Here is a 21,476-nt window from a genome sequence, read left to right as displayed (position 1 = left end):
AACTATTTTTTACGTTCGTTTCTTAAAATTGAAATCGATTGTTTTAGCGATTTCAATACACCGCCTTCGCTATAAACCAATACATTTGACTTGTAGAGTTTTGCTGAAAACATCGTTAATAGAACGCCGAAAACCACAAGAATCAAAACAGAAATCATAGCTCCTGTATTAGTTACAGTCTCACTCGCTAAACGAATTGGCATAATAAAGGATGAAATCAGCGGGATATATGAAGATACTTTGATCACAATATTTTGCGGATCAGTCGTTCCTAACGAAATCCCGATGAAATAGCCAATCATTGCGATATAGATAATAGGCTGAACCGCTTTAGCTGTATCTTCTGGTTTTGATACTAGCGAACCGCATAGAGCCGCTAATACTGAATAGACTAACACACCTAACACAAAGAAAGCGAGTGTGTAAAACAAGAAACTGCCAAAAATATTAGCTGAGGACAAGCCCTCTAAAAAACCTTTGACCATATCCAGATTTTTCAATTGTGAATAACCGATTCCGATAGCTGCAGCATAAATGACAATTTGTGTAAGAGCAACTAAGATAACTCCTGTCAATTTTCCATAAAAGTGAGTTTGAGCTTTCGTACTGGATAAAATAACTTCCATAATTCGAGTCCCTTTCTCAGAAGCGATTTCTTGTGCAATAATTGAAGCATATGTGATGATGATCACCCAAAGAATGATCGTTATGACGAATGACATCGCTGACTGGATGGCTGTATTGTCTTGCCCTGTTGTCATTTTGCCATTATCATCAAAACTAACTTTTGTCTTTTCAAAATTAGCTGGTTGGCTCAAACTTGCTAACTGTTCCGAGTTTAAATTCAATTTACTTGCATTCAACGAGGATTGAAGCCCATTGAGCATTTGTCCCATCATTAATTCGGTCGTTGTCCCCAAAGATGATTCTGCATATAATTTCCCTTGAATTTGCTCTGTCTTAGTCTCCAAGACAAGAAAAGCATCTAAATCTTTATTTTTTAATTGCTTTTCAGCATCTTTTTGCGACCCAACGACTTTAAATGTATAATCATCTGTCTTCGATTTAGCTAACTGTGTTGATAGTTCCTGATTATCTGAAACAAGTCCAACTTTTGTCTCTTCAGAAAAGCCACCTGCTAGTGAGCCAGCGATATAAATTATTCCCATAACAAGAAACGGAACCAAAATCATAATAACAAAAGAAGCAGATTTTACATTTTTTTTATAAACATCACTTGCTATAATCCAAAATTTACTCATTTGGTTCACCTGCTTTCATCTTGAATATCTCTTCCAAAGTTGGCGGCTGTTGATTAAACATTGGAATATAGCCAAATTGGGTAGCACGAGCAAAAATTTCTTGTCCAGCTTTTGGATCGTTCAAGGTTACTTCAACGACACCATCCCCTCTTCTTACTGCCGATTTTACGCCATCAATTGCTAAAACGTCTTCTGGATTCAAGGGGGATTCTAAAAAGACTTTCGTCCTACCGAAGCTTTCACGGATTTCATGAACTTTGCCATTTAGCACCATTTTTCCACTTCTTAACATTACAAGATGATCACATATTTTTTCAACATTATCCATATTGTGACTAGAGAAAATAACACAAGAACCTTTTTCTTTCAATGCAATAATCCCATCTTTTAAAAGTTCCGCATTGACTGGATCTAAGCCACTGAATGGTTCATCTAAAATAACCAACTTTGGTTCATGAATCAGTGTTGCAATCAGTTGGACTTTTTGTTGATTTCCTTTTGAAAGTGATTTTACCTTATCTGTCTTTTTTCCTTTGACTTTGAATTTTTCCATCCATTCGTCGATTTTAGGTTCAATTTCTTTTTTCGTTTTTCCTCTTAGCTCAGCAAAATAAATCAATTGTTCTTGAATGGAAACTTTAGGGTATAAGCCGCGTTCTTCTGGTAAATAGCCAATATCATTATAGTCTTTTCCACTCAATTGATGCCCATTCCAAAGTACGACACCACTGTCTTGCGTTAAAAAATCTAAAATCAAACGAAAGGTTGTTGTCTTCCCAGCACCATTTTGACCGATCAATCCAAGTATTTTTCCATCTGGAATTTCAAAAGAAATATTATCTACTGCTGTGTAGTCCCCAAATGTTTTAACCAAATTCTTTACTTCTAACATTACCCATCCTCCTATATTCAAATTAAATCGACTTTTTATAAAAAAGTAAATTAGCCGTTTTATTGGTAAAAAACGTAAATCCCCCTTTACAAAGTTTACCATGTGGTCGCACTTTTTAATATAGTATTACAAGTAACTTCCCTGTAAATCACTAAATATTCAGACAATTATTCTAAAAAGCTCTCCTTATAATTAGAAAAGAAAAGCTAAACTCACCTAAGTAAGTTTAGTCTTTCTGTTAATTAACCGACTATTGAGGTTCATCTTTCAAATCGGATGTTTCTTGATGCAAGTGATCATAAACATTTTTAGCAACATTTTTCGGTAAACCTGACGCATTTAATTCTTCAATCGAAGCAGCTGTAATATTTTTTAATGATTTAAATTGTTTTAATAACTCTTTTTTACGTTTTGGCCCTAATCCTTCAATATCGTCTAAACGTGAAGCAAAACTATTTTTACTTCGTAATTGCCGGTGAAACGTAATTGCAAAACGATGGACTTCATCTTGAATACGCTGTAACAAAAAGAACTCTTGTGAATTTCTTTCTAGAGGAACGATATCCAAATTAGGACCGAAAAGCAATTCACTGGTTTTATGCTTATCGTTTTTAGCCAATCCTGCTATTGGAATATCTAAGCCTAATTGATTATCCAACACTTCTTTTGCTGCATCGATTTGACCTTTTCCGCCATCAATCACAATCAAATCTGGAAATGGTAGATTCTCTTTTAAAACACGTGAATAACGGCGATAAATCACTTCACGCATCGAAGCATAATCATCTGGACCTTTAACTGTCTTGATTTTATATTTACGATATTCCTTTTTATCTGGGCGTCCATCGATAAAAACAACCATTGCAGAAACAGGGTTCGTTCCCATAATATTTGAGTTATCAAACGCTTCAATTCTCACAGGCGTCGGAATATTCATCGCATTCCCTAATTTTTCCACAGCACCAATTGTTCGTTCTTGTTTACGCACAATTAGATCAAATTTTTCCTGCAAAGCAACGGTAGCATTTTTACCAGCTAACCGAACTAATTTCTTTTTTTCTCCCCGTTGTGGCTGTAAAACCTTAGTTGAAAGCATTGCTTCCACACTAGCAACATCGATATTATCTGGAATCAAAACTTCTCTTGGGATAAAGTGTTCATTTTCTTGATAAAATTGTCCGATAAAGGTTAAGAAATCTTCTTCTTCTTCATTATAAAAAGGGAAAATTGAAACATCTCGTTCAATCAATTTACCTTGTCTGATAAAAAATACTTGGACACACATCCAACCTTTATCAACTGCATAACCAAAGACATCCCGATCAACTAAATCTGCATTTGTCATTTTTTGACGTGTCATGACCGTTTCGATTGCTTTGATTTGATCACGATATTCTGCAGCTTTTTCAAATTCCATATTTTCTGCAGCTTCATTCATTTTTCTTTGTATTTCTTCTTGAATAACTGGGTGCCCACCATTTAAAAAACTTTTGATTTCAGCAACCATTTCAGTGTAAGTGGATTTAGGTATATCAAAGACACATGGTGCTAAACATTGTCCCATATGGTAATAAAGACAAACCTCTTTCGGTAACACTCGGCATTTTCTCAGAGGAAAAAGACGATCCAGCAAACGTTTTGTCTCATTTGCTGCACCAACATCTGGGTAGGGACCAAAATATAGTGCTTTATCTTTTGAAACTTTTCTGGTGATCAACAATCGTGGATAATCTTCATTTGTGATCTTGATAAAAGGATAGCTTTTATCATCCTTCAACATGATATTATACTTAGGATCATTCTTATGAATCAAATTGATTTCGAGAAGTAGTGCTTCTATATTTGATTCGGTTACTATATATTCAAAATCTTCTATCTCACTAACTAGTCGCTCAGTTTTCGTATCATGGCTACCAGAAAAATAAGAGCGGACGCGGTTTTTTAACACTTTGGCTTTCCCGACATAAATGATTGTACCATTTTTATCTTTCATCAAGTAACAACCTGGTTGGTCAGGAAGTAATGCTAATTTATTTTTGATTCTTTCGTTCATAATACTTCCTTCCTTCTTTCTTGATACATTATATTATACCATTTTCTAAGAACTTAGGCATAAAAAATAGGATGAAGAAACTCTCCATCCTATTTTTAATTCTACAGATGTTTGTCAATCAATGTACGTAATTGTTCTTTAGAGTGAACACCTACAGCTTTTTCTACAACTTCACCATCTTTTTTCAAAAGTAATGTTGGAATACTCATGATTCCAAATGAAGCAGGTGTTTCTGGATTTTCATCTACATCCATTTTCGTGATTTTTACTTCACTTTCATCATATTCTTCACTTAATTGTTCTAAAATCGGTGATTGCATGCGACAAGGGCCACACCATGTTGCCCAAAAATCGATCAATACAAGACCGTTATCTGTTTCAGTTGAAAAATCTTTATCAGTAATTACTTGTGTCATATTGTAGACCTCCTACTTTTTATATCTGAATTAATTATAGCACTCGTTTACTCATTCTACTAATTTCCTGCTTACTAAAGGTAAGCATTCTATTTGAATTTTACAATCGTAGCGCCATTACCACCTTGATTCCCTGGCGCAAATTCATAACTACTCACACTACGATGATTTTTTAAGTAATCAGTTATTCCTGTACGTAAAGCACCAGTTCCTTTTCCGTGAACGATCGTGACCTGAGGATAACCTGCTAAAATTGCTGCATCTAAATATTGATCCACTTCTGCCAATGCTTCTTCATAGCGTTTCCCGCGTAAATCTAATTGATTTGCTACATGACTACTTTCACTTGAACGAACAGCCGTTACTCTTTGTGTTGGTTCTTTTTCCGGCGCAACAGGTGTCATATCACTTTCATCAACTGACATTTTCAAAATACCTAATTGAACTTGCCATTCATTCTCGCTAGACTTACGAATCAATGTCCCACGTTGTCCAAACGTATTGACGATGACTTCATCACCTGATTTTAATTTCTTTTGTTCTTTGGCTTTTTTAAGCACTTTATTTTTTTCCAAATGCGCTTCTTCTTGATGAAGTTGTGAAAGTTTTGACTTGGCATCAATCAACTGATGTTCTTTTACACCACCTTGGTTGGTACCGCTCAGCTGCATTTTGCGAATATCTGAAATAATAACGTTTGCTTCTTCTTCCGCTTGCGAAACAAGTTCGTTTGCTTTTTTTCGAGCTTTTGCCATTTCTTTCTCACGTTCGTCAAAAAAGTAACCATATGCTTCTTTCAATTCTCTGTGCAGCCGTTCTGCTTCTTCTACATAATGACGAACTTCCAGATACTCAGTTTCTGCCATTTTACGACGATTTTCTAAATCAGCAATCATTTCATTTAAATCTTGACTTTCACCATCCATGATGTGTTTTGCCTCATCAATGATTATCGTCTCTAATCCTAGTCGCTTTGAGATTTCAAATGCATTACTGCGTCCTGGAACACCGATTAATAAGCGGTAAGTTGGACTTAAGGTATCCACATCGAATTCCATACTAGCATTGATTGTACCTGCACGATTATAACCATACACTTTCAATTCAGGGTAATGGGTTGTCGCCATCACATAAGCACTTTTACTCCCTAACGCATCTAAGATCGAAATGGCTAGTGCTGCTCCTTCTTGAGGATCCGTTCCCGCACCTAATTCATCGAATAACACCAGACTATGACTATCTACTTTTTTCAACACATCAACGATGTTCGTCATATGAGAAGAAAATGTACTCAAGCTTTGTTCAATAGATTGTTCATCGCCAATGTCAGCAAAGACTTCATCGAAAATGCCCATTTGGCTTTCTTCACCCGCCGGAATCGGTAATCCGGATTGTCCCATTAATTGCAATAACCCTAATGTTTTAAGCGTAATTGTCTTACCACCCGTATTAGGACCAGTGATAACCACTGCCTGATAGTCTTTTCCAATAGTGATATCATTTGGAACAGCCTTTTCTTGATCCAGTAACGGATGTCTCGCTTGTTTGAAATAAATATGATTCTCTGCACTAATTTTTGGAACGATTGCTTTCAATTCTTTACCAAAACGAGCTTTGGCATTTACAAAGTCCAACTTACCGATAACGTAAGCATTATGCATAATATCATTTCGGTGTGGAACTAATTCAGCCGATAACTCTGATAAAATCCGTTCAATTTCATTGCGCTCTGCGATTTGATGTTGGCGCAAGCGATTATTCAGATCAACAATTTGTTTTGGTTCAACAAATAACGTTTGACCTGATGCACTTTGATCATGTACTACTCCGCCGAAAACACTTTTATATTCTTGTTTAACTGGAATTACATAGCGTTCGTTTCTCATCGTTACGATTGCATCGCTTAAATATTTGGCGTTTTTCCCTCTAACGATGCCATCTAATTGTTCACGAATCGTCTGTTCACTTCTACGAATATTATTTCGAATGATTTTTAACTCTGGCGATGCTTCATCCGTAACTCGTCCATCCTCATCAACCGACTCTTTCAGCCTACGACTCAATTCAGGCAAAACAATTAATTGCTCGATCCATGTATAAAGTCTCAGTAACTCGATTTCACTATCCTGTAAATCATTAAAGAAACGAATAACTTCAGACGTCGTTGACAATACTCGTCCAACTTGTGCTAATTCGAGGCCGTTCAAGTCAGCGCCAATTTCAATTCGTTTCATGTGAGGGCGAATATTCTCTAACTTGGGGATAGGGATTCCTCCACGTAAACGCTGAATTTTCATCCCATCTTCTGTTTCTTGTAACCAAGACTGAATGCTCGTTGCATCGTTTACTGGAACTAGAAGCTCTATTTCTTCTGCCCCTTGGGCTGTCACAACATATTGAGAAATCAACTGTTTGACCTTATCATAACCTAATGTTGCTAAAATTCGTGTATTCATTTTTTCACCTTCTGTTCTTGTAAGACTTATTACGAGTGTTTTAATGACCAACTCGTACCTGTTGCATGAATTTTTATTTGATCATCTGCTCGATCCACAAATGATAGATTTGCTTAGAAAAAATCGGTGTGTCTTTAATGATATACCTTGCTAATCCACTATTTTCAAATTGTTTTTGGACAGCATCAACTGGTAACATCGATAACGTACTTAATACTAAAAACACTCCGATATAAATAACAATTAAACTTATTAATCCGCCAGCTAGCCAATTAGCTTGTTTTAATACGGGTACAAAGACCAATCCATGAGCAAAGATAGCCAAAAATCGCACGACTAACCAACCTATTGCCAAAATAAGTAAAAAAGCTATCGCACCATAAAAAGCTTGATCAAGATCAAGTGTAAGTTCTTGATTGAAAAAAACTAATTTAGTATCAGCTGTTGGTGAAGGATACGGGATGAACAATTCTAGATGAGAGGCCAAACTCTTATAATACGTTTTAGCTATAAAATAAGAACAAAGATAACCAAATGTATATAAAGCTTGTAATATCAATCCGCGTCTTGCGCCTGTATAAAAGCCAATGGCTAATAGTAATAAAATGAATAAAGTTAACATCCTGTCATCCTCTCAGATTATTGGTCTTGAGTGCTTTTACTTTGGATCTGTTGTTTACGGTTTTCGTTTAAAATCTGTTGTGCTTCCATATGATTATGGATTTCTACATCTTCTTGGCCGTTCTTTTTTAAAACGCCTCTTGCTTCTTCTTCGATTGCTTCGATACGTTTGATACGATTTTCAAGTTCTGCTAATCTAATTGTCCGTTTTTTTAGTTCAGCTACTTCTTGTTCTAGGTTAAGCACTTTTTCTTGTTTTTTCAGCTGATCAGAAATTGCATTGATTGCTAACAAAACAGATGCTTGCTCATCGTTTGTTTGTGGTGAAATATGTTTGAGTTCAGCTAATTGTTCATTAACCAATTTCGTTACTAAATCCATATGTTGTTTGCTTTCTTGTCCGATGATCGTATACGTATGATCGGCAATCACAGCTTTATATCTTGTTTTTTCTTTGACCATGATAGTGTTCCCTCCTGTAGTGATCCATTACATGCTATTGTACCATGAAAGTTATCATTGTGTGTTCTCAAATAAACCCTTTCTTATTATATGCTACTAAATAGAAAAATTAAAGGTCTAGTGTTATTATTACAACTTTTATTAGATTTTTACTTAAAAAGACTTTTTTGAATGCAAATTATTACACTTAAAAAAACGATAAAAATAAACAAATGGAACACATAGATTTTACTCCATGCATTCCATTATTTTTTATAGCATATCAAACAATGATAGTTGATTTTCATCTGGCAAATCTTTCAATACACCATTTTCAGTCATATACTCAATCAATGTTTTTGATACTTTTCCTCGACTTGCAAGATCTTCTTTAGATAAGAACGGTTCATCTCTTGCTTCTACAATTGATTTCGCTACGTTTAGTCCCAAACTAGGAACAGCTCTAAATGGTGCAATCAATGTATCACCATCAATCACAAAATTCTCAGCATCTGATTTATATAAATCAATCATGCCAAATTTAAAACCACGTTCAATCATTTCGTTAGCAAGTTCTAAAACAGTTAATAAGTTTTTTTCTTTCGTAGAGGCTTCCAGACCTTTGTCTTGAATCTCTTTCATTCGGGCTTTCACTGCTTCTTTCCCTTGTGACATCGCGACTAAATCAAAATCGTCAGCACGAACTGAGAAATAAGCACAGTAGTATAAAATAGGGAAATATACTTTAAAGTACGCCACACGCAACGCCATTAAAACGTAAGCTGCCGCATGAGCTTTCGGGAACATATACTTGATTTTCGAACAAGAATCGATATACCAATCCGGTACATTATTTTCTTTCATCGCAGTCAAATATTCTTCTCTTAACTCATCTGGTATCTTATTCCAAAGCCCTTTACGCACTGTTTCCATAATTTTAAAGGCCATACCACTATCTAAACCTGCATGGATCAAGTAAACCATGATATCATCCCGACAACCAATAACTTCGGCTAGTGTCGCTTCCCCCCGGCGAATCAACTCTTCAGCATTCCCTAGCCAAACATCGGTACCATGAGACAGTCCAGATATTTGCAGTAACTCTGCAAAAGTTGATGGATGTGTCTCTTCTAGCATGCCTCGTACAAAACGAGTTCCAAACTCTGGAATACCTAAAGTACCTGTTTTCGAATATATTTGCTCTGGTGTCACGCCAAGGACTTCTGGTCCAGCAAAAATCCTCATCATTTCAGGGTCATCTGTTGGAATTGTTTTAGGGTCGATTCCAGATAAATCTTGCAGCATCCGAATAACGGTAGGATCATCATGTCCTAGAATATCGAGTTTCAAAATATTATCGTGGATTGAATGGAAATCAAAGTGAGTCGTTTTCCATTCAGAATTTTGGTCATCTGCTGGGTATTGGATCGGTGTAAAATCGTAAACATCCATATAATCAGGGATAACAATAATTCCCCCTGGATGTTGTCCAGTCGTTCGTTTAACACCAGTAGAACCTTTTGCTAAGCGATCCACTTCGGCTCCTCTAAAATGAAGATTATGGTCACGTTCATAGCCTTTCACAAATCCATAAGCAGTCTTATCTGCAACAGTACCAATCGTTCCAGCGCGATACACATATTCCTCACCAAACAAAACTTTCGTGTAATTATGCGCCTCAGCTTGATAATCTCCTGAAAAGTTCAAATCGATATCGGGTACTTTGTCTCCATGGAATCCTAAAAAGGTTTCAAACGGAATATCATGACCATCTTTAAATAATCGTTGGCCACAATTTGGACAATTTTTCTCAGGCATATCAAAACCAGAACCGTATGATCCGTCTTCAAAAAATTCAGAATGCTTACAGTTGATACAATGATAATGCGGCGCCAAAGGATTGACTTCTGTAATCCCTGTCATCGTGGCTACAAAACTGGAACCCACAGATCCACGGGAACCTACTAGATAGCCATCTTCCATACTTTTATGCACTAATTTTTGTGAAATTAAATAGATAACTGAAAACCCGTTTCCGATAATACTATCCAATTCCTTTTTCAACCGCTTCTCAACAATATCAGGCAATGGATCTCCATAAAGTTCTTTTGCACGAGTGTAACTTAAGTTTCTAATTTCATCTTCTGAACCTGGAATTTTTGGTGTGTATAAATCATCTTTGACGGGTGTGATTTCATCACACATATCAGCAATAGCATTAGGATTTTCTACAACGATTCGATGTGCTGTTTCTTCCCCTAAAAATTGGAAGGCTGTCAGCATTTCGTCTGTTGTTCTAAAATGAACTGCTGGTAAACTATGACGATTCAACGGATTAGCGCCACCCATAGAACCCACTAAAATTTTACGATAAATACTGTCTTCTTCATTTAAATAATGAACGTTTCCAGTAGCGACAACTGGTTTCTCTAACTCGTCTCCGATTTTTACTAAGTTACTAATGATTTCTTCTAAATCAGCTTCGCTCTTTACTAATTCCTGCTCAAGCAGTGGTGCGTAAACAGCTTTTGGCATGACCTCAATATAATCATAAAATTTGGCGCGATTTTTAGCTTCTTCTACCCCTTTTTGCATCATCGCTTCAAAAATCTCACCATTGGAGCAGGCTGAACCAATAATCAGTCCTTCCCGTAATTTACTTAGTTGAGAACGAGGGATTCGAGGGATTCTGAAGAAGTAATTGATATTAGACATTGAAATCAATTTAAAAAGATTTTTCAAACCAGCTTGAGACGTTGCCAAAATCGTTGCATGGAAGGGTCTAGCACGTTTATAAGAATCGCCTTCTCCAATATGCATGTTCAATTCATCATGATAATTCATATCATGATTTTCTTTAGCATCTTTTAAAAAGATCCAACATAAATGTCCAGTTGATTCCGAATCATAGATCGCACGGTGATGTTGTTCTAAGTTAACACCAAATTTCTTAGATAACGTATTTAACCGATGACTCTTAAATGTCGGATGTAAATAACGAGATAATTCCAATGTGTCAATAACAGGATTTTCTGCTTCTGGGATGTCATATTTTCCATAACTCGTATTTAAGAAGCCCATATCAAATGATGCATTGTGGGCAACAAGAATCGTATCTTTTGAAAACTCTCTGAATAAACGTAGAACTTCTTCCTCCGATTTTGATCCACGTACCATCTCATCTGTAATCCCAGTTAAATTAATTGTTGTTTGGGATAATGGATGCCCCGGATCAATAAATTGTTCAAACGTATCGATAATATTTCCTTTGTGCATTTTAACCGCTGCAAGCTCAATGATCGTATCATAGACAGCTGAAAGTCCAGTTGTTTCCACGTCAAATACGACATAAGTTGCTTCGCTTAATTCAATGTGCGCTTCGTTATACGCAATCGGTACTCCATCATCTACCACATTGGCTTCCACACCATATAAAATTTTAACTCCAGCTTTTTTTCCTGCACTATGCGCATCCGGAAAGCCTTGCGCTCCACCATGATCGGTAATTGCAATCGCTTTGTGTCCCCACTTTCCAGCTTGAGCAACATAATCAGCCACATTATTTGTTGCGTCCATTGTACTCATATTACTGTGTAAATGAAGTTCGACACGTTTATCGCCTTCTGGTGCATAATCTTTACGTGGTGCATGTTTGACTTCCATCAAATCTTGGCAGTTCATCACTAGATCACGCATAAAGGTATCTTCTTGAATACTGCCACGAACACGAACCCAACTATGTTTTTGAATTGCATCAAAGATTTGTTCATCTTTTTCACCATTTGAGAATTTTTTAACGATGAACGATGATGTGTAATCGGTAATCTTTAAAATCAAGATTTTTCGTTTAGAACGTAACTCTCTCACTTCTACATCAAAGACAAAACCTTCGATTGTAACTCTTCTTTCTTCTTCTAAAATATTGCCCATTGGCATGATTGGTTCATCATTTGGTATATTTCGCCCAAGACGAATCGGTCCTTCAAGCGCTGGTCCTTGTTGCTGTTGTTGTTTTTTCTTTTGTTCATGTTTGATTAGCGATTCGGCAGCTTGTTGTTGGAAAGCAGCGTCTTGTTCTTGTTTGCGTTCTTCAAATAACGCCAACACGCGTTTAGCTTGCTGTTCATCCATTTTAGGTTCGATATGAAATTTTTGAAAACCATAACGAATATACAACTCTTCAATAATCGGCAAATATTGCTGTTTTAAATAAGGAATAACCGCTTCATTGTCGACAGGCAAAATAATTTTTTTATCCTCAATAATTGGTGTTTGTGTCTTTATCACACGCTGAACGAGAGGTGTATCACATTGACCATTCAATAATGCTAGCTGCCAATAGTCTCTCAATTGCTCTTCTGTAAATTCGCTTTTATCAGCTGTAATTTTTACAGTTACACTTGCGATTTGCTGAAAAGAAAGTTCTAATTGTTGGATAAATGATTGATACAACATAACAGGTAAAATCTCAGTAAATCCTAGGTGAAATTCCCATAAGCGACTCTGTTGATGAACGACTACTTTGTCAATTCTTCCTTGTTGAATAAGTGGATGCTGCCGCTCTTGTTCATTTAATTGAATTTGATCAACTAATTTTGCAAATAACTCTTGTGCCTTTTCTTCCACTAATAAACCTCCTTATAGTAAAAGCGCAGCGAACTCATTTCGCTCAGACTGAACTAGTCCAATTCTAGTTTCCCTAATAATCTAGCTTTTATATTAAAAAACCACCCGCTTTTAACTGGGTATCTTGATAAGAAAGAGGCCCTTAAACATTTCTGCCAAGTGCCTCGCCACAGTTAAGTATACTATTTTTTTTGATGAAACACAATGTAAACAAAAACTCTACTGCGTCCCTTATACTCATTTTTCTTAGCTGCCAGCGAAAAGAAAATATCTACGAAATCTGATCTGTGATCAACTTCGTAGATATTTCAGATTTACTCTTTGTTTGTATTCAATAAAATAGATAATGTGCTTTCGAGTTCTTCTTTTCGAACCTCAACCATTTCTCCAGTTCGTTTAATTTTCACTTCTACCACGCCATCAACTGCTTTTTTACCAACAGTGATTCGAATTGGACAGCCAATCAAATCTGCATCAGCAAATTTTACACCAGCCCGCTCATTACGATCATCTACTAAAACTTCATAACCAGCCGCTGACATCACTTCTTCAACCTCTTGGGCTAATTTTATTTGATATTCGTCTTTTATATTCATTTGAACAACATGTAAATCAAATGGCGAAATACCTGCTGGCCAATTAATCCCATTTTCATCAATATTTTGTTCAACAATTGCTGAAAGTAAACGACTGACACCAATTCCATAACACCCCATGATAACATGCTTTTCTCTGCCGTTTTCATCTAAAACTGTTGCACCCATTGCTTCACTATAACGAGTTCCTAGTTTAAAGATATGACCAATTTCGATCCCTTTAGTAAATTCTAAAACGCCATTTCCATCTGGTGAAGGATCGCCTTCTTGAACAAAACGTAAATCTTCATAACTAGTTGGTGTGAAATCACGCCCTGGATTAACATTGCTTAAATGGTAACCTGTTTCATTCGCTCCAGTAATTGCATTGGCTAAATCTTGAACGTGAAGATCTGCAAACAATTTAACCTCTTCAGAAAGTTCAACTGGTCCGACTGAACCAAAATCTGCGCCTAAATAATTACGTGCATCTTCATCTGTTGCTTCTTCCAAGAAATCAACACCCAAGAAGTTTTTCAGCTTAACATCATTCACTTCATGATCTCCGCGAACTAAAACCAAGACAGGTTCACCATCAGCCATAAACAAGACAGACTTAATGATACGTTGAGGCTCAACATTGAAAAATGCCGCAACTTGTTCGATTGATCCAACATTTGGAGTTGCTACTTTTTCGATGTCTAATTGAGTTTCATGTGATTTTTTAGGAGTATATAAGCTTGTTGCCATTTCTAAGTTAGCAGCATAATCTCCATCAGTGGAAAAGCAAATCGTATCCTCACCAATGTCTGAAATCGCCATAAATTCTTTAGAATCTTTACCGCCCATAGCGCCACCATCTCCGATGATTGCTCTAAAGTTCAAGCCGCAACGTTCAAAAATTGCTGAGTAGGCTTTTTCATAATCACGGTATGATTGGTCTAAACTTTCTTCATCCGCATGGAACGAATAGCCATCTTTCATAATGAATTCTCGCCCTCGTAACAAACCAAATCGCGGACGTTTTTCATCACGGTATTTTGTTTGAATTTGATAAAGGTTAAGTGGTAAACGTTTATATGAATTTACCTCATCCCGAATTAATTCCGTAAACGTTTCTTCATGGGTTGGACCCAAAATATAATCACGCTCATTGCGATCTTTTAAACGATAAAGATTTGGTCCATATGTTTCATAACGTCCAGACTCTTTCCATAATTCTGCTGGTAGTAATGCTGGCATTAACATTTCTATTGCGTCGATCTTATCGAATTCTTCTCGCATGATTTTCTTTAATTTTTCAAGTACTCGATTCGCTAGTGGTAAATAAGAGTATATCCCCGCTGAGACTTGGCGAATATAACCTGCTCTCAGTAACATTTGATGACTTAATACCTCTGCATCATTTGGCACCTCACGTAAAGTTGGGATTAACATTTTTGACTGTTTCATTAGAACTCTCCTTTGTTTAAACGAATTGTGGTTGAATCTCCTCAAGTGATTCGTCTTAAAATCCAATAATTTACTTTAAAAGAAAAAGCGTTGAATATCGTTCCACGTCACTAGCACCATCAATAACATGATGAACCCAAAACCAATGAGTGTTAGCAGCCCTTCTTTTTCTTGACTTAAAGGCTTACCTCTAAGACCTTCTAAAATATTTAAGACGATTTTACCGCCATCTAATGCTGGAATCGGCAAAAGATTAATGATCCCAAGATTAACTGATAACATAGCCATTAACCAAATCACCGTATTTAATCCTGCTTTAGACGCTTCTGAAGACATCTGGAACATCATTACTGGGCCACCAAGTTTATCTAAACTAAATCCAGTAAACAATGATTTTAGTGCTTTGAAGATTTGCATAGAATTATTGATTGTTTCATGAACTCCACCAAGTAGTTTATCCGCTAATCCAGTTTTCTTCGGTGGCAAGATACCAATGACACCAATTTCTTGTTTGCCTGATTTTTGGCTCTTCGGGGTTATATCGACTTCTCTGGTTTTTCCACTTGATTCCACCATCAAATTCAATTCTTTTCCCGGACTATCTTGTATAATTTTTGTGAAATCGTTCCAATCATTGACTGACTTTCCGTCGATTGAAACAATTCGATCATCTGCTTTTAAACTAGCTTTTTCTGCTGGGCTATCTGCTTGAATACCACCGATTAGATTAGTATTTGTGTATGTTACACCACCTTGCATAAAGACATAGATCGTAAACAACACAAAGGCTAAAATAAAATTGTTCATAGGTCCAGCAAAATTCGTTAACATACGTTGCCAAAGTTTTGCTGATTGGAACTGCACATCAATCGGTGCAATACGAACTTCTGTACCATCTTGTTCAATGATCGTTGCATCATGGTTTACTTTATAAGTGATTTCTTCAGATTCATTACCATTGACATACCCTTTGATGAATAATTCTCTTTCCAGATCAGCTTCCAACATTTCCATTGGAATACTGTTAGTTAATTGAACTTTTTTACTTGTATTGATTTTTACGACTTCTTCCTGTTCATTTAACTCAACAGAAAGAGTCATTCCGGGGGCCAACTCTGTCTCGTCTTCCCCCATACCAGCCATTCTTACATAACCGCCAATTGGTAAGATTCGAATGGTATAAGCTGTTCCGTCTTTTCCTTGGTGAGCAAAAATTTTCGGCCCCATACCGATCGCAAATTCACGTACTAATATGCCAGAACGCTTTGCGAAGAAAAAATGTCCAAATTCATGCACTAAGACAAGAATTCCAAAGACAATAATAAATGTAATGATTGTTTTCATAACCGACCTTCTTCCTTTATCCATCTTTCTACGATAGTTCTTGTTTGTTTATCGATTTCGATCACTTCTTTCAAAGTGACTTCGGTAGTTTCTTGATAGTTTTCAACTGCTTGTTGAACAAAATGTTCGATTTGCAAATATGAAATTTTTCCGTCTATAAATGAATTTGCTGCAACTTCATTTGCCGCGTTATAGACAGTAGGATACGCTCCACCTTTTTTTCCAACATAAAAAGCTAATGCCAACATGGGAAAACGGTCATAATCCATTGGCTCAAAATTCAATTGACCAATCTGAGTTAAATCAAATGCTCGCTCATTTTTGATTGGTAAACGAGTTGGATACGTCAACGCGTATTGAATCGGTTCGCGCATGTCACTTGGTCCTAATTGGGCTAAGTAGGCACCATCTGTGAACACAATCATTGAATGTACGATACTTTCTTTATGTAAAACAACTTTTATTTTATCATAATCCGTCCCAAATAACCAATGGGCCTCGATAACTTCTAACCCTTTATTCATCATTGTAGAAGAATCTATCGTAATTTTCTTCCCCATTGACCAATTTGGATGATTCAATGCCTGTTCTAAAGTAACAGATTCTAACTCAACTCGTGTCAAATCTCTAAAGCTACCTCCGGATGCTGTGATCACCAACTCTTTTAAGTTCCCTTGTGCTTGACCATCAAGACATTGAAAAATCGCTGAATGTTCACTATCGACAGGCAATATACTGACATTATTTTTTTTGGCTGCTTCCATGACCCATTTACCTGCCATTACTAAGGTCTCTTTGTTTGCCAATGCGATGTCTTTACCTGCTTCAATAGCAGCCATTGTAGGATTTAACCCCACACTTCCAGTAACCGCCGTTAATATGACATCCACCTCTTCAAGAGTTGCCGCTTTTATCAGACCCTCTTCACCCACACCGAACTCGACTTCTGGAAAGCGGTCTACTAATTCTTTTTTTATTCGTTCTGAGCCCACACCTACATATCTTGGTTTCAATTGCTTTATCAAAGCTGCTCCTTTTTCACTGTTTGAATGAAATGTTAGCGAAACAATTTGAAATAGCTCTGGATATGCTGTAGCAACATCTACTGTGTTTGTACCAATTGAACCTGTGGCTCCTAATAATGCGATTTTTTTCATAGTAAAAAGAAAAACCCTGATCATTCAGAGTTTTTTACCTTCCCTTCTTGTTTAGAAATTAAAATAGTCCGAATAAATGCATAATTGGAAAAACAAAAAGTAAACTGTCAAAACGGTCTAATATGCCGCCATGACCTGGTAAGATAGTACCAGAATCTTTTACATCGTAATGACGTTTGATAGATGATTCAACTAAATCACCAAATTGTCCAACAATTGAAAAGACTACTGTTATGATCAACATAATTGGTAAGTTATAAACAAATAATTCTTTGTTAGGTGTTAACATCAAAAATACGAAAGCTACAACAACAGCACAAAGAATGCCGCCTAACGACCCTTCAATCGTTTTATTAGGTGATACTTCTGGCCATAATTTTCTTTTTCCAAAGCGTTTGCCTATGAAGTAGGCACCGATATCTGTCGCCCATACAACAAATAAAGCATATAACAAAACAACGAAACCAGCATCTCTAGCACTCACAAAATTTTGGAATCCAACACCCACATACAAACTAGTTATAACAGGAAATCCAGCTTGAGAGATGGTATACATATTCTTAGAAGCAACTAAACCACCTAATAAAATCATGACCGTTAGATAAAATAAAATAAAATTATCAGCTTTTTCAGGTAAAAAGAAAAACCAACGATCTTTTGGCAAAACTAATAGTACTGCTCCTAAAGCTGAAAGAACCCCTTCAAAACTAGCTATTTCCAGACCTTTCATTCTAAATAATTCATAAACTCCTACGACTGCCAGTATCGCTGCCGCTAACTCAATCACAAATCCCCCGTACCAAATAATTGGTATAAAAACGACTAATGCTACCGCTGCTGTAATAACGCGCTGTCTCATTTATCTTCCTCCTCTGTTTCCTTTAAGCCGCCAAAACGACGATTTCTATTTTGAAACGATGCTAAGGCAGTTTCTAATAATTGGTCATTAAAATCAGGCCACAAAGCTTCTGTAAAAAACAATTCACTGTAGGCAATCTGCCAAAGTAAAAAGTTGCTAATTCTTTCTTCCCCACTCGTTCGGATCAATAATTCTGGATCTCTTAATTCTTCTGTTAAAAAGCCTGTCATCAAATGATCTGCAATAGTCGATTCCGTAATGTCTTCTGGGGAAAGTTCACTGCTAGCTGTTTGTTCAGCAATTTCTCTGACCGCTGTAATGATTTCAGCTCGTGAACCATAGTTTAAAGCAAAATTTAAAACCATACCAGTATTCTCTTTTGTTTGTTCAATGGCACGTTCTACCGCATCTTGCGTATGAGCTGGCAAAAATTCTTTATAGCCCATAACATGGACTTTCACATTCTCTTTGATTAGTTCAGGTACAAATGTATCAAAAAAATCGACTGGCAACTGCATTAAAAAGCTAACTTCATCTGTTGGTCGCTTCCAGTTTTCGGTAGAAAATGCGTATAAAGTCAGGACTTTTATTCCTAATTTACTCGCATGTTTCGTGATTTTTTTTACCGTATTCATTCCTTCTTTATGGCCAGCAATTCTAGGTAAACGTCGATTTTGAGCCCATCGGCCATTACCATCCATAATTATTGCCACATGCTTTGGGATTGGCCCTTTACTATTAAAAGTAAAAGTCCCTTCTTCTTGTATGTATTTATTCTTTTGTGGAAAAAAACGTAACATATTTTTCCCTCCATTCCAAAAATCTGTCTAGACTATTATAACAATATCTTCCAAAAAAACCTATGCAAATAGAAAGATTTCGGTATTATTTAATAATTTTAATGTCTAAACTGTGTAATCCACATGCAAATCACGCTTAATCTATGCTATAAACTTTGTCATTTTCTGATATTATACCTCAAAGTCAAAAAAAGAGAGCGAAACAAAACTGGCTATCGTTTTGCTTCACTTTCTAAAAAGTAACTCTTTTTTAACGACTTTGGTAATCAGATTACTCTTCCTTTTGAGAAGGCTTGTTTTCTTCTGGCTTTAAATTCCCTTTACTAATGCCAATCTGAACAACTGAACTACTTGGAATAAATTCATTATATTGACTCATTTTAACAACGGTTCCTTTCGTTACTGTTGAATCAACATAATAAACTTGATAAGTGATGTTAGCTCCTTTAGATTGATATTCGTCATAGAAAATCTTTTGTAGATCACCTTCTAAAGTATTGTCCCGCAAATCTTTAATATAAGGTTTTCCAAATGAATACACAACTTGAATCACAGGTTTTTCGTCTTTTTCCGTATATTTTTTACCAATTTCTACCGATTGGCTAATAAATCTCCCATAAGGAACCTCGTCATTAAATAGTTGTTTCACTTGTACTTGTAATCCATTCGCTTTTGACTCTGCTTCTTCTGCTGTAAACTGTGAAAAATCAGGTACTATCAACGCTTTCCCTGTTGAAACTGTAATCGTCATTGACTCTCTTTTTGCTACTTTCGTATCTTTTCCAATACTTTGTGAAATAATTTTTCCGTTCTCAACTTTATCAGAATCGGATTCTTCAATTTTTACTGTAATGTCATTTTTCTTAGCCCATTCAGTTGCTTCTTCTTTTGTCTTTCCAGCAAAATCAGGCATTGGAATATCTTTTTCAAAGACTTCTTTTCCTTTGGAGTAATAAAGTTTAGCTTTGTCTTTACGTTTGTAATTTTCAGCCTTTACATCTTTATTTGTTATTTCAAACTTTATATAATCTCCCGCTGGTATTGTATCGCTGTATTCCTCGATTATCGCTAAATTGTCAGCTTTTTGTTCACTTATCCAGCCTTTCGCCTCTTTAAGTTTCATTGGTTTGAAGTCTGGTAATGAAACAGCTTCTTCTGGATCTGCTCCTAAGCTAGCATCTACAACTAGCTCTTTCCCTTTTTTGATTTTCTTGTTTTTAACGGTTTGATGTATGATTACATTTGCCTCTTTCGCAAAATCATATTTTTGCTCAACTTGAAGTTTCACACCATTTTCTGTCGTCCATTGGCGAACCTCTGACAGCTCTTTCCCTTCAAAATCTGGTACTTTTACATGAGTCAGTTGATAATACCCAAAGTAGAATAATGATATGGCTACTATACAACCTAATCCAATATAACCAAATTTCTTTATTTTTTTCTTTTTGTAAGTTGGGTCAGTTTCAATCACTTCTTCAAGATTTTTTGACTGATTCACTGGTATTTCGACAACAGGTTCTTCTGTTTTGACTGATTCATTTTTTTTCTTTTTATTACGTTTTTTTGTGTAGATTAACTCTTCTGAATTCTCTATTTCAGAAACACTTTTAGAGTTCGTTTTCCCCTCTTGAATAGATTGAGTTACGTTTTCTGAATTATTTTTGGGGCCGTATGAAACATTACTATTTATCTCTTTAATTGATTGTTCTTTACTTGCTAATTGCTCCCCTGATTTTTTGGTCTTTGTTGGTTCTTTTTTATCTACTTTATGCTTTTGTTCCATTTTTTCTTGGCGAGTTTTTTCGTAATTATCCCCGCTGAAATTTGATAGAAAATCACTCATACTTTTTTAACACACCTTTTTTCAGGTAATAGGTCTCATCAGATTGCTCAGCGATATCATTTGAGTGAGTCACAACAATGACACACTTGTTATGCACTTTGGCAAGGTTTTGAAAAATATCGACAATCTCTTGTTCCATTCCTTCATCTAAATTCCCAGTCGGTTCATCAGCTAAGATAATATCGACATTTGTTGCCAAAGCTCGAGCAATCGCAACACGTTGCTGCTCACCACCAGAAAGCTGATTCACAAGTCGATCTGCTTTTTCACTTGTAATCCCAATATAATCTAAAAGGTTATAGGCAACTTCTTTTTGATTAGGCGGAAGTTCGTTGTCTGTAATTGACATTGCAACTAAAACATTTTCTAGCGCTGTCAGATAAGGAACTAAGTTATAGCTCTGAAAAATAATACTGATTTCATCACGACGGTACTTTTCATAACCGATTGTTTTAATATCTTTTCCATTCAATAAAACTTCGCCTTCCTTTGGCGTGTCCAAAGCACTAATCAAGGAAAGAAAAGTGGTTTTTCCTGAACCAGATTGTCCTAAAATAGTATAAAATTTTCCTTGTTCAAAAGAAACATTTGTATTTTTTAAAATGAAGCGACGCTGATCACCATCTTGGTAAAAATAACTAAGATTTTTAGTTTCTAAAATTGCCATTTCTCTTCCCCC

The 21,476-nt window shown here is 36.1% G+C and carries 15 protein-coding genes; all 15 read right to left on the bottom strand.

Annotated elements, in window-relative coordinates; translation table 11 throughout:
- Positions 1-2: 2 nt before the first annotated feature.
- A complete protein-coding gene (locus tag IGJ02_RS07590; RefSeq protein ID WP_430603928.1) occupies positions 3-1,262 on the bottom strand; it encodes an ABC transporter permease in 1,260 nt (419 codons plus the stop codon).
- Positions 1,255-2,154: an ABC transporter ATP-binding protein gene (locus IGJ02_RS07585; protein ID WP_010761232.1), complete on the bottom strand. Its 900-nt coding sequence runs from the start codon at positions 2,152-2,154 to the stop codon at positions 1,255-1,257. The genes IGJ02_RS07590 and IGJ02_RS07585 overlap by 8 nt, the downstream gene beginning before the upstream one ends.
- A gap of 250 nt (positions 2,155-2,404) precedes the next feature.
- Complete coding sequence (gene uvrC / locus IGJ02_RS07580) at positions 2,405-4,207, bottom strand: excinuclease ABC subunit UvrC (RefSeq protein ID WP_430603926.1); 1,803 nt, start codon at positions 4,205-4,207, stop codon at positions 2,405-2,407.
- Between the two features lie 101 nt (positions 4,208-4,308).
- Positions 4,309-4,623, bottom strand: coding sequence for a thioredoxin (gene trxA, locus IGJ02_RS07575; protein ID WP_430603924.1), 315 nt, complete (start codon positions 4,621-4,623; stop codon positions 4,309-4,311).
- Positions 4,624-4,712: 89 nt separating this feature from the next.
- On the bottom strand, positions 4,713-7,079 hold the full coding sequence (locus IGJ02_RS07570) for an endonuclease MutS2 (protein WP_430603922.1): 2,367 nt from the start codon (positions 7,077-7,079) through the stop codon (positions 4,713-4,715).
- Between the two features lie 73 nt (positions 7,080-7,152).
- The gene (locus tag IGJ02_RS07565) at positions 7,153-7,701 is read right to left on the bottom strand and encodes a CvpA family protein (RefSeq protein WP_010761228.1); all 549 of its coding nucleotides are present in this window, start codon (positions 7,699-7,701) and stop codon (positions 7,153-7,155) included.
- A 17-nt stretch (positions 7,702-7,718) separates the two neighbouring features.
- Positions 7,719-8,162, bottom strand: a complete 444-nt coding sequence (gene zapA / locus IGJ02_RS07560; RefSeq protein ID WP_010761227.1) for a cell division protein ZapA — start codon at positions 8,160-8,162, stop codon at positions 7,719-7,721.
- Between the two features lie 252 nt (positions 8,163-8,414).
- Positions 8,415-12,767, bottom strand: coding sequence for a PolC-type DNA polymerase III (locus IGJ02_RS07555; protein WP_010761226.1), 4,353 nt, complete (start codon positions 12,765-12,767; stop codon positions 8,415-8,417).
- A 314-nt stretch (positions 12,768-13,081) separates the two neighbouring features.
- Positions 13,082-14,794, bottom strand: a complete 1,713-nt coding sequence (locus IGJ02_RS07550; RefSeq protein ID WP_430603921.1) for a proline--tRNA ligase — start codon at positions 14,792-14,794, stop codon at positions 13,082-13,084.
- A 75-nt stretch (positions 14,795-14,869) separates the two neighbouring features.
- Positions 14,870-16,138, bottom strand: coding sequence for an RIP metalloprotease RseP (rseP, locus tag IGJ02_RS07545; RefSeq protein ID WP_010761224.1), 1,269 nt, complete (start codon positions 16,136-16,138; stop codon positions 14,870-14,872).
- Entirely contained in the window at positions 16,135-17,295 is a 1,161-nt protein-coding gene (locus IGJ02_RS07540) for a 1-deoxy-D-xylulose-5-phosphate reductoisomerase (protein ID WP_430603919.1), read from the bottom strand. The genes rseP and IGJ02_RS07540 overlap by 4 nt, the downstream gene beginning before the upstream one ends.
- Positions 17,296-17,353: 58 nt before the next feature.
- The gene (locus tag IGJ02_RS07535) at positions 17,354-18,154 is read right to left on the bottom strand and encodes a phosphatidate cytidylyltransferase (RefSeq protein ID WP_010761222.1); all 801 of its coding nucleotides are present in this window, start codon (positions 18,152-18,154) and stop codon (positions 17,354-17,356) included.
- Positions 18,151-18,954 (bottom strand): isoprenyl transferase, encoded by an 804-nt coding sequence (locus IGJ02_RS07530; RefSeq protein WP_430603917.1) that lies wholly within the window; start codon positions 18,952-18,954, stop codon positions 18,151-18,153. Before IGJ02_RS07530 ends, IGJ02_RS07535 begins: the two co-directional genes overlap by 4 nt.
- Positions 18,955-19,225: 271 nt before the next feature.
- The gene (locus tag IGJ02_RS07525) at positions 19,226-20,797 is read right to left on the bottom strand and encodes a PASTA domain-containing protein (protein ID WP_430603915.1); all 1,572 of its coding nucleotides are present in this window, start codon (positions 20,795-20,797) and stop codon (positions 19,226-19,228) included.
- Positions 20,790-21,464 carry an ABC transporter ATP-binding protein gene (locus IGJ02_RS07520; protein ID WP_010761219.1) on the bottom strand — a complete coding sequence of 225 codons (675 nt, stop codon included), beginning with the start codon at positions 21,462-21,464 and terminating at the stop codon, positions 20,790-20,792. The genes IGJ02_RS07525 and IGJ02_RS07520 overlap by 8 nt, the downstream gene beginning before the upstream one ends.
- Between the last annotated feature and the right edge of the window lie 12 nt (positions 21,465-21,476).

The organism is Enterococcus sp. DIV0724b, assembly GCF_050531475.1.
GTDB classification, from domain to species: Bacteria; Bacillota; Bacilli; order Lactobacillales; family Enterococcaceae; genus Enterococcus_L; species Enterococcus_L haemoperoxidus.
This window is presented reverse-complemented; position numbering and strand designations above follow the sequence as displayed.

Coding starts and splice junctions, on each gene's coding strand:
- IGJ02_RS07530 (WP_430603917.1), bottom strand. CDS start 18,954: ATGTTACGTTTTTTTCCACAAAAGAATAAATACATACAAGAAGAAGGG.
- IGJ02_RS07550 (WP_430603921.1), bottom strand. CDS start 14,794: ATGAAACAGTCAAAAATGTTAATCCCAACTTTACGTGAGGTGCCAAAT.
- IGJ02_RS07565 (WP_010761228.1), bottom strand. CDS start 7,701: ATGTTAACTTTATTCATTTTATTACTATTAGCCATTGGCTTTTATACA.
- IGJ02_RS07535 (WP_010761222.1), bottom strand. CDS start 18,154: ATGAGACAGCGCGTTATTACAGCAGCGGTAGCATTAGTCGTTTTTATA.
- IGJ02_RS07525 (WP_430603915.1), bottom strand. CDS start 20,797: ATGAGTGATTTTCTATCAAATTTCAGCGGGGATAATTACGAAAAAACT.
- trxA (WP_430603924.1), bottom strand. CDS start 4,623: ATGACACAAGTAATTACTGATAAAGATTTTTCAACTGAAACAGATAAC.
- uvrC (WP_430603926.1), bottom strand. CDS start 4,207: ATGAACGAAAGAATCAAAAATAAATTAGCATTACTTCCTGACCAACCA.
- IGJ02_RS07520 (WP_010761219.1), bottom strand. CDS start 21,464: ATGGCAATTTTAGAAACTAAAAATCTTAGTTATTTTTACCAAGATGGT.
- IGJ02_RS07585 (WP_010761232.1), bottom strand. CDS start 2,154: ATGTTAGAAGTAAAGAATTTGGTTAAAACATTTGGGGACTACACAGCA.
- zapA (WP_010761227.1), bottom strand. CDS start 8,162: ATGGTCAAAGAAAAAACAAGATATAAAGCTGTGATTGCCGATCATACG.
- IGJ02_RS07570 (WP_430603922.1), bottom strand. CDS start 7,079: ATGAATACACGAATTTTAGCAACATTAGGTTATGATAAGGTCAAACAG.
- rseP (WP_010761224.1), bottom strand. CDS start 16,138: ATGAAAACAATCATTACATTTATTATTGTCTTTGGAATTCTTGTCTTA.
- IGJ02_RS07540 (WP_430603919.1), bottom strand. CDS start 17,295: ATGAAAAAAATCGCATTATTAGGAGCCACAGGTTCAATTGGTACAAAC.
- IGJ02_RS07590 (WP_430603928.1), bottom strand. CDS start 1,262: ATGAGTAAATTTTGGATTATAGCAAGTGATGTTTATAAAAAAAATGTA.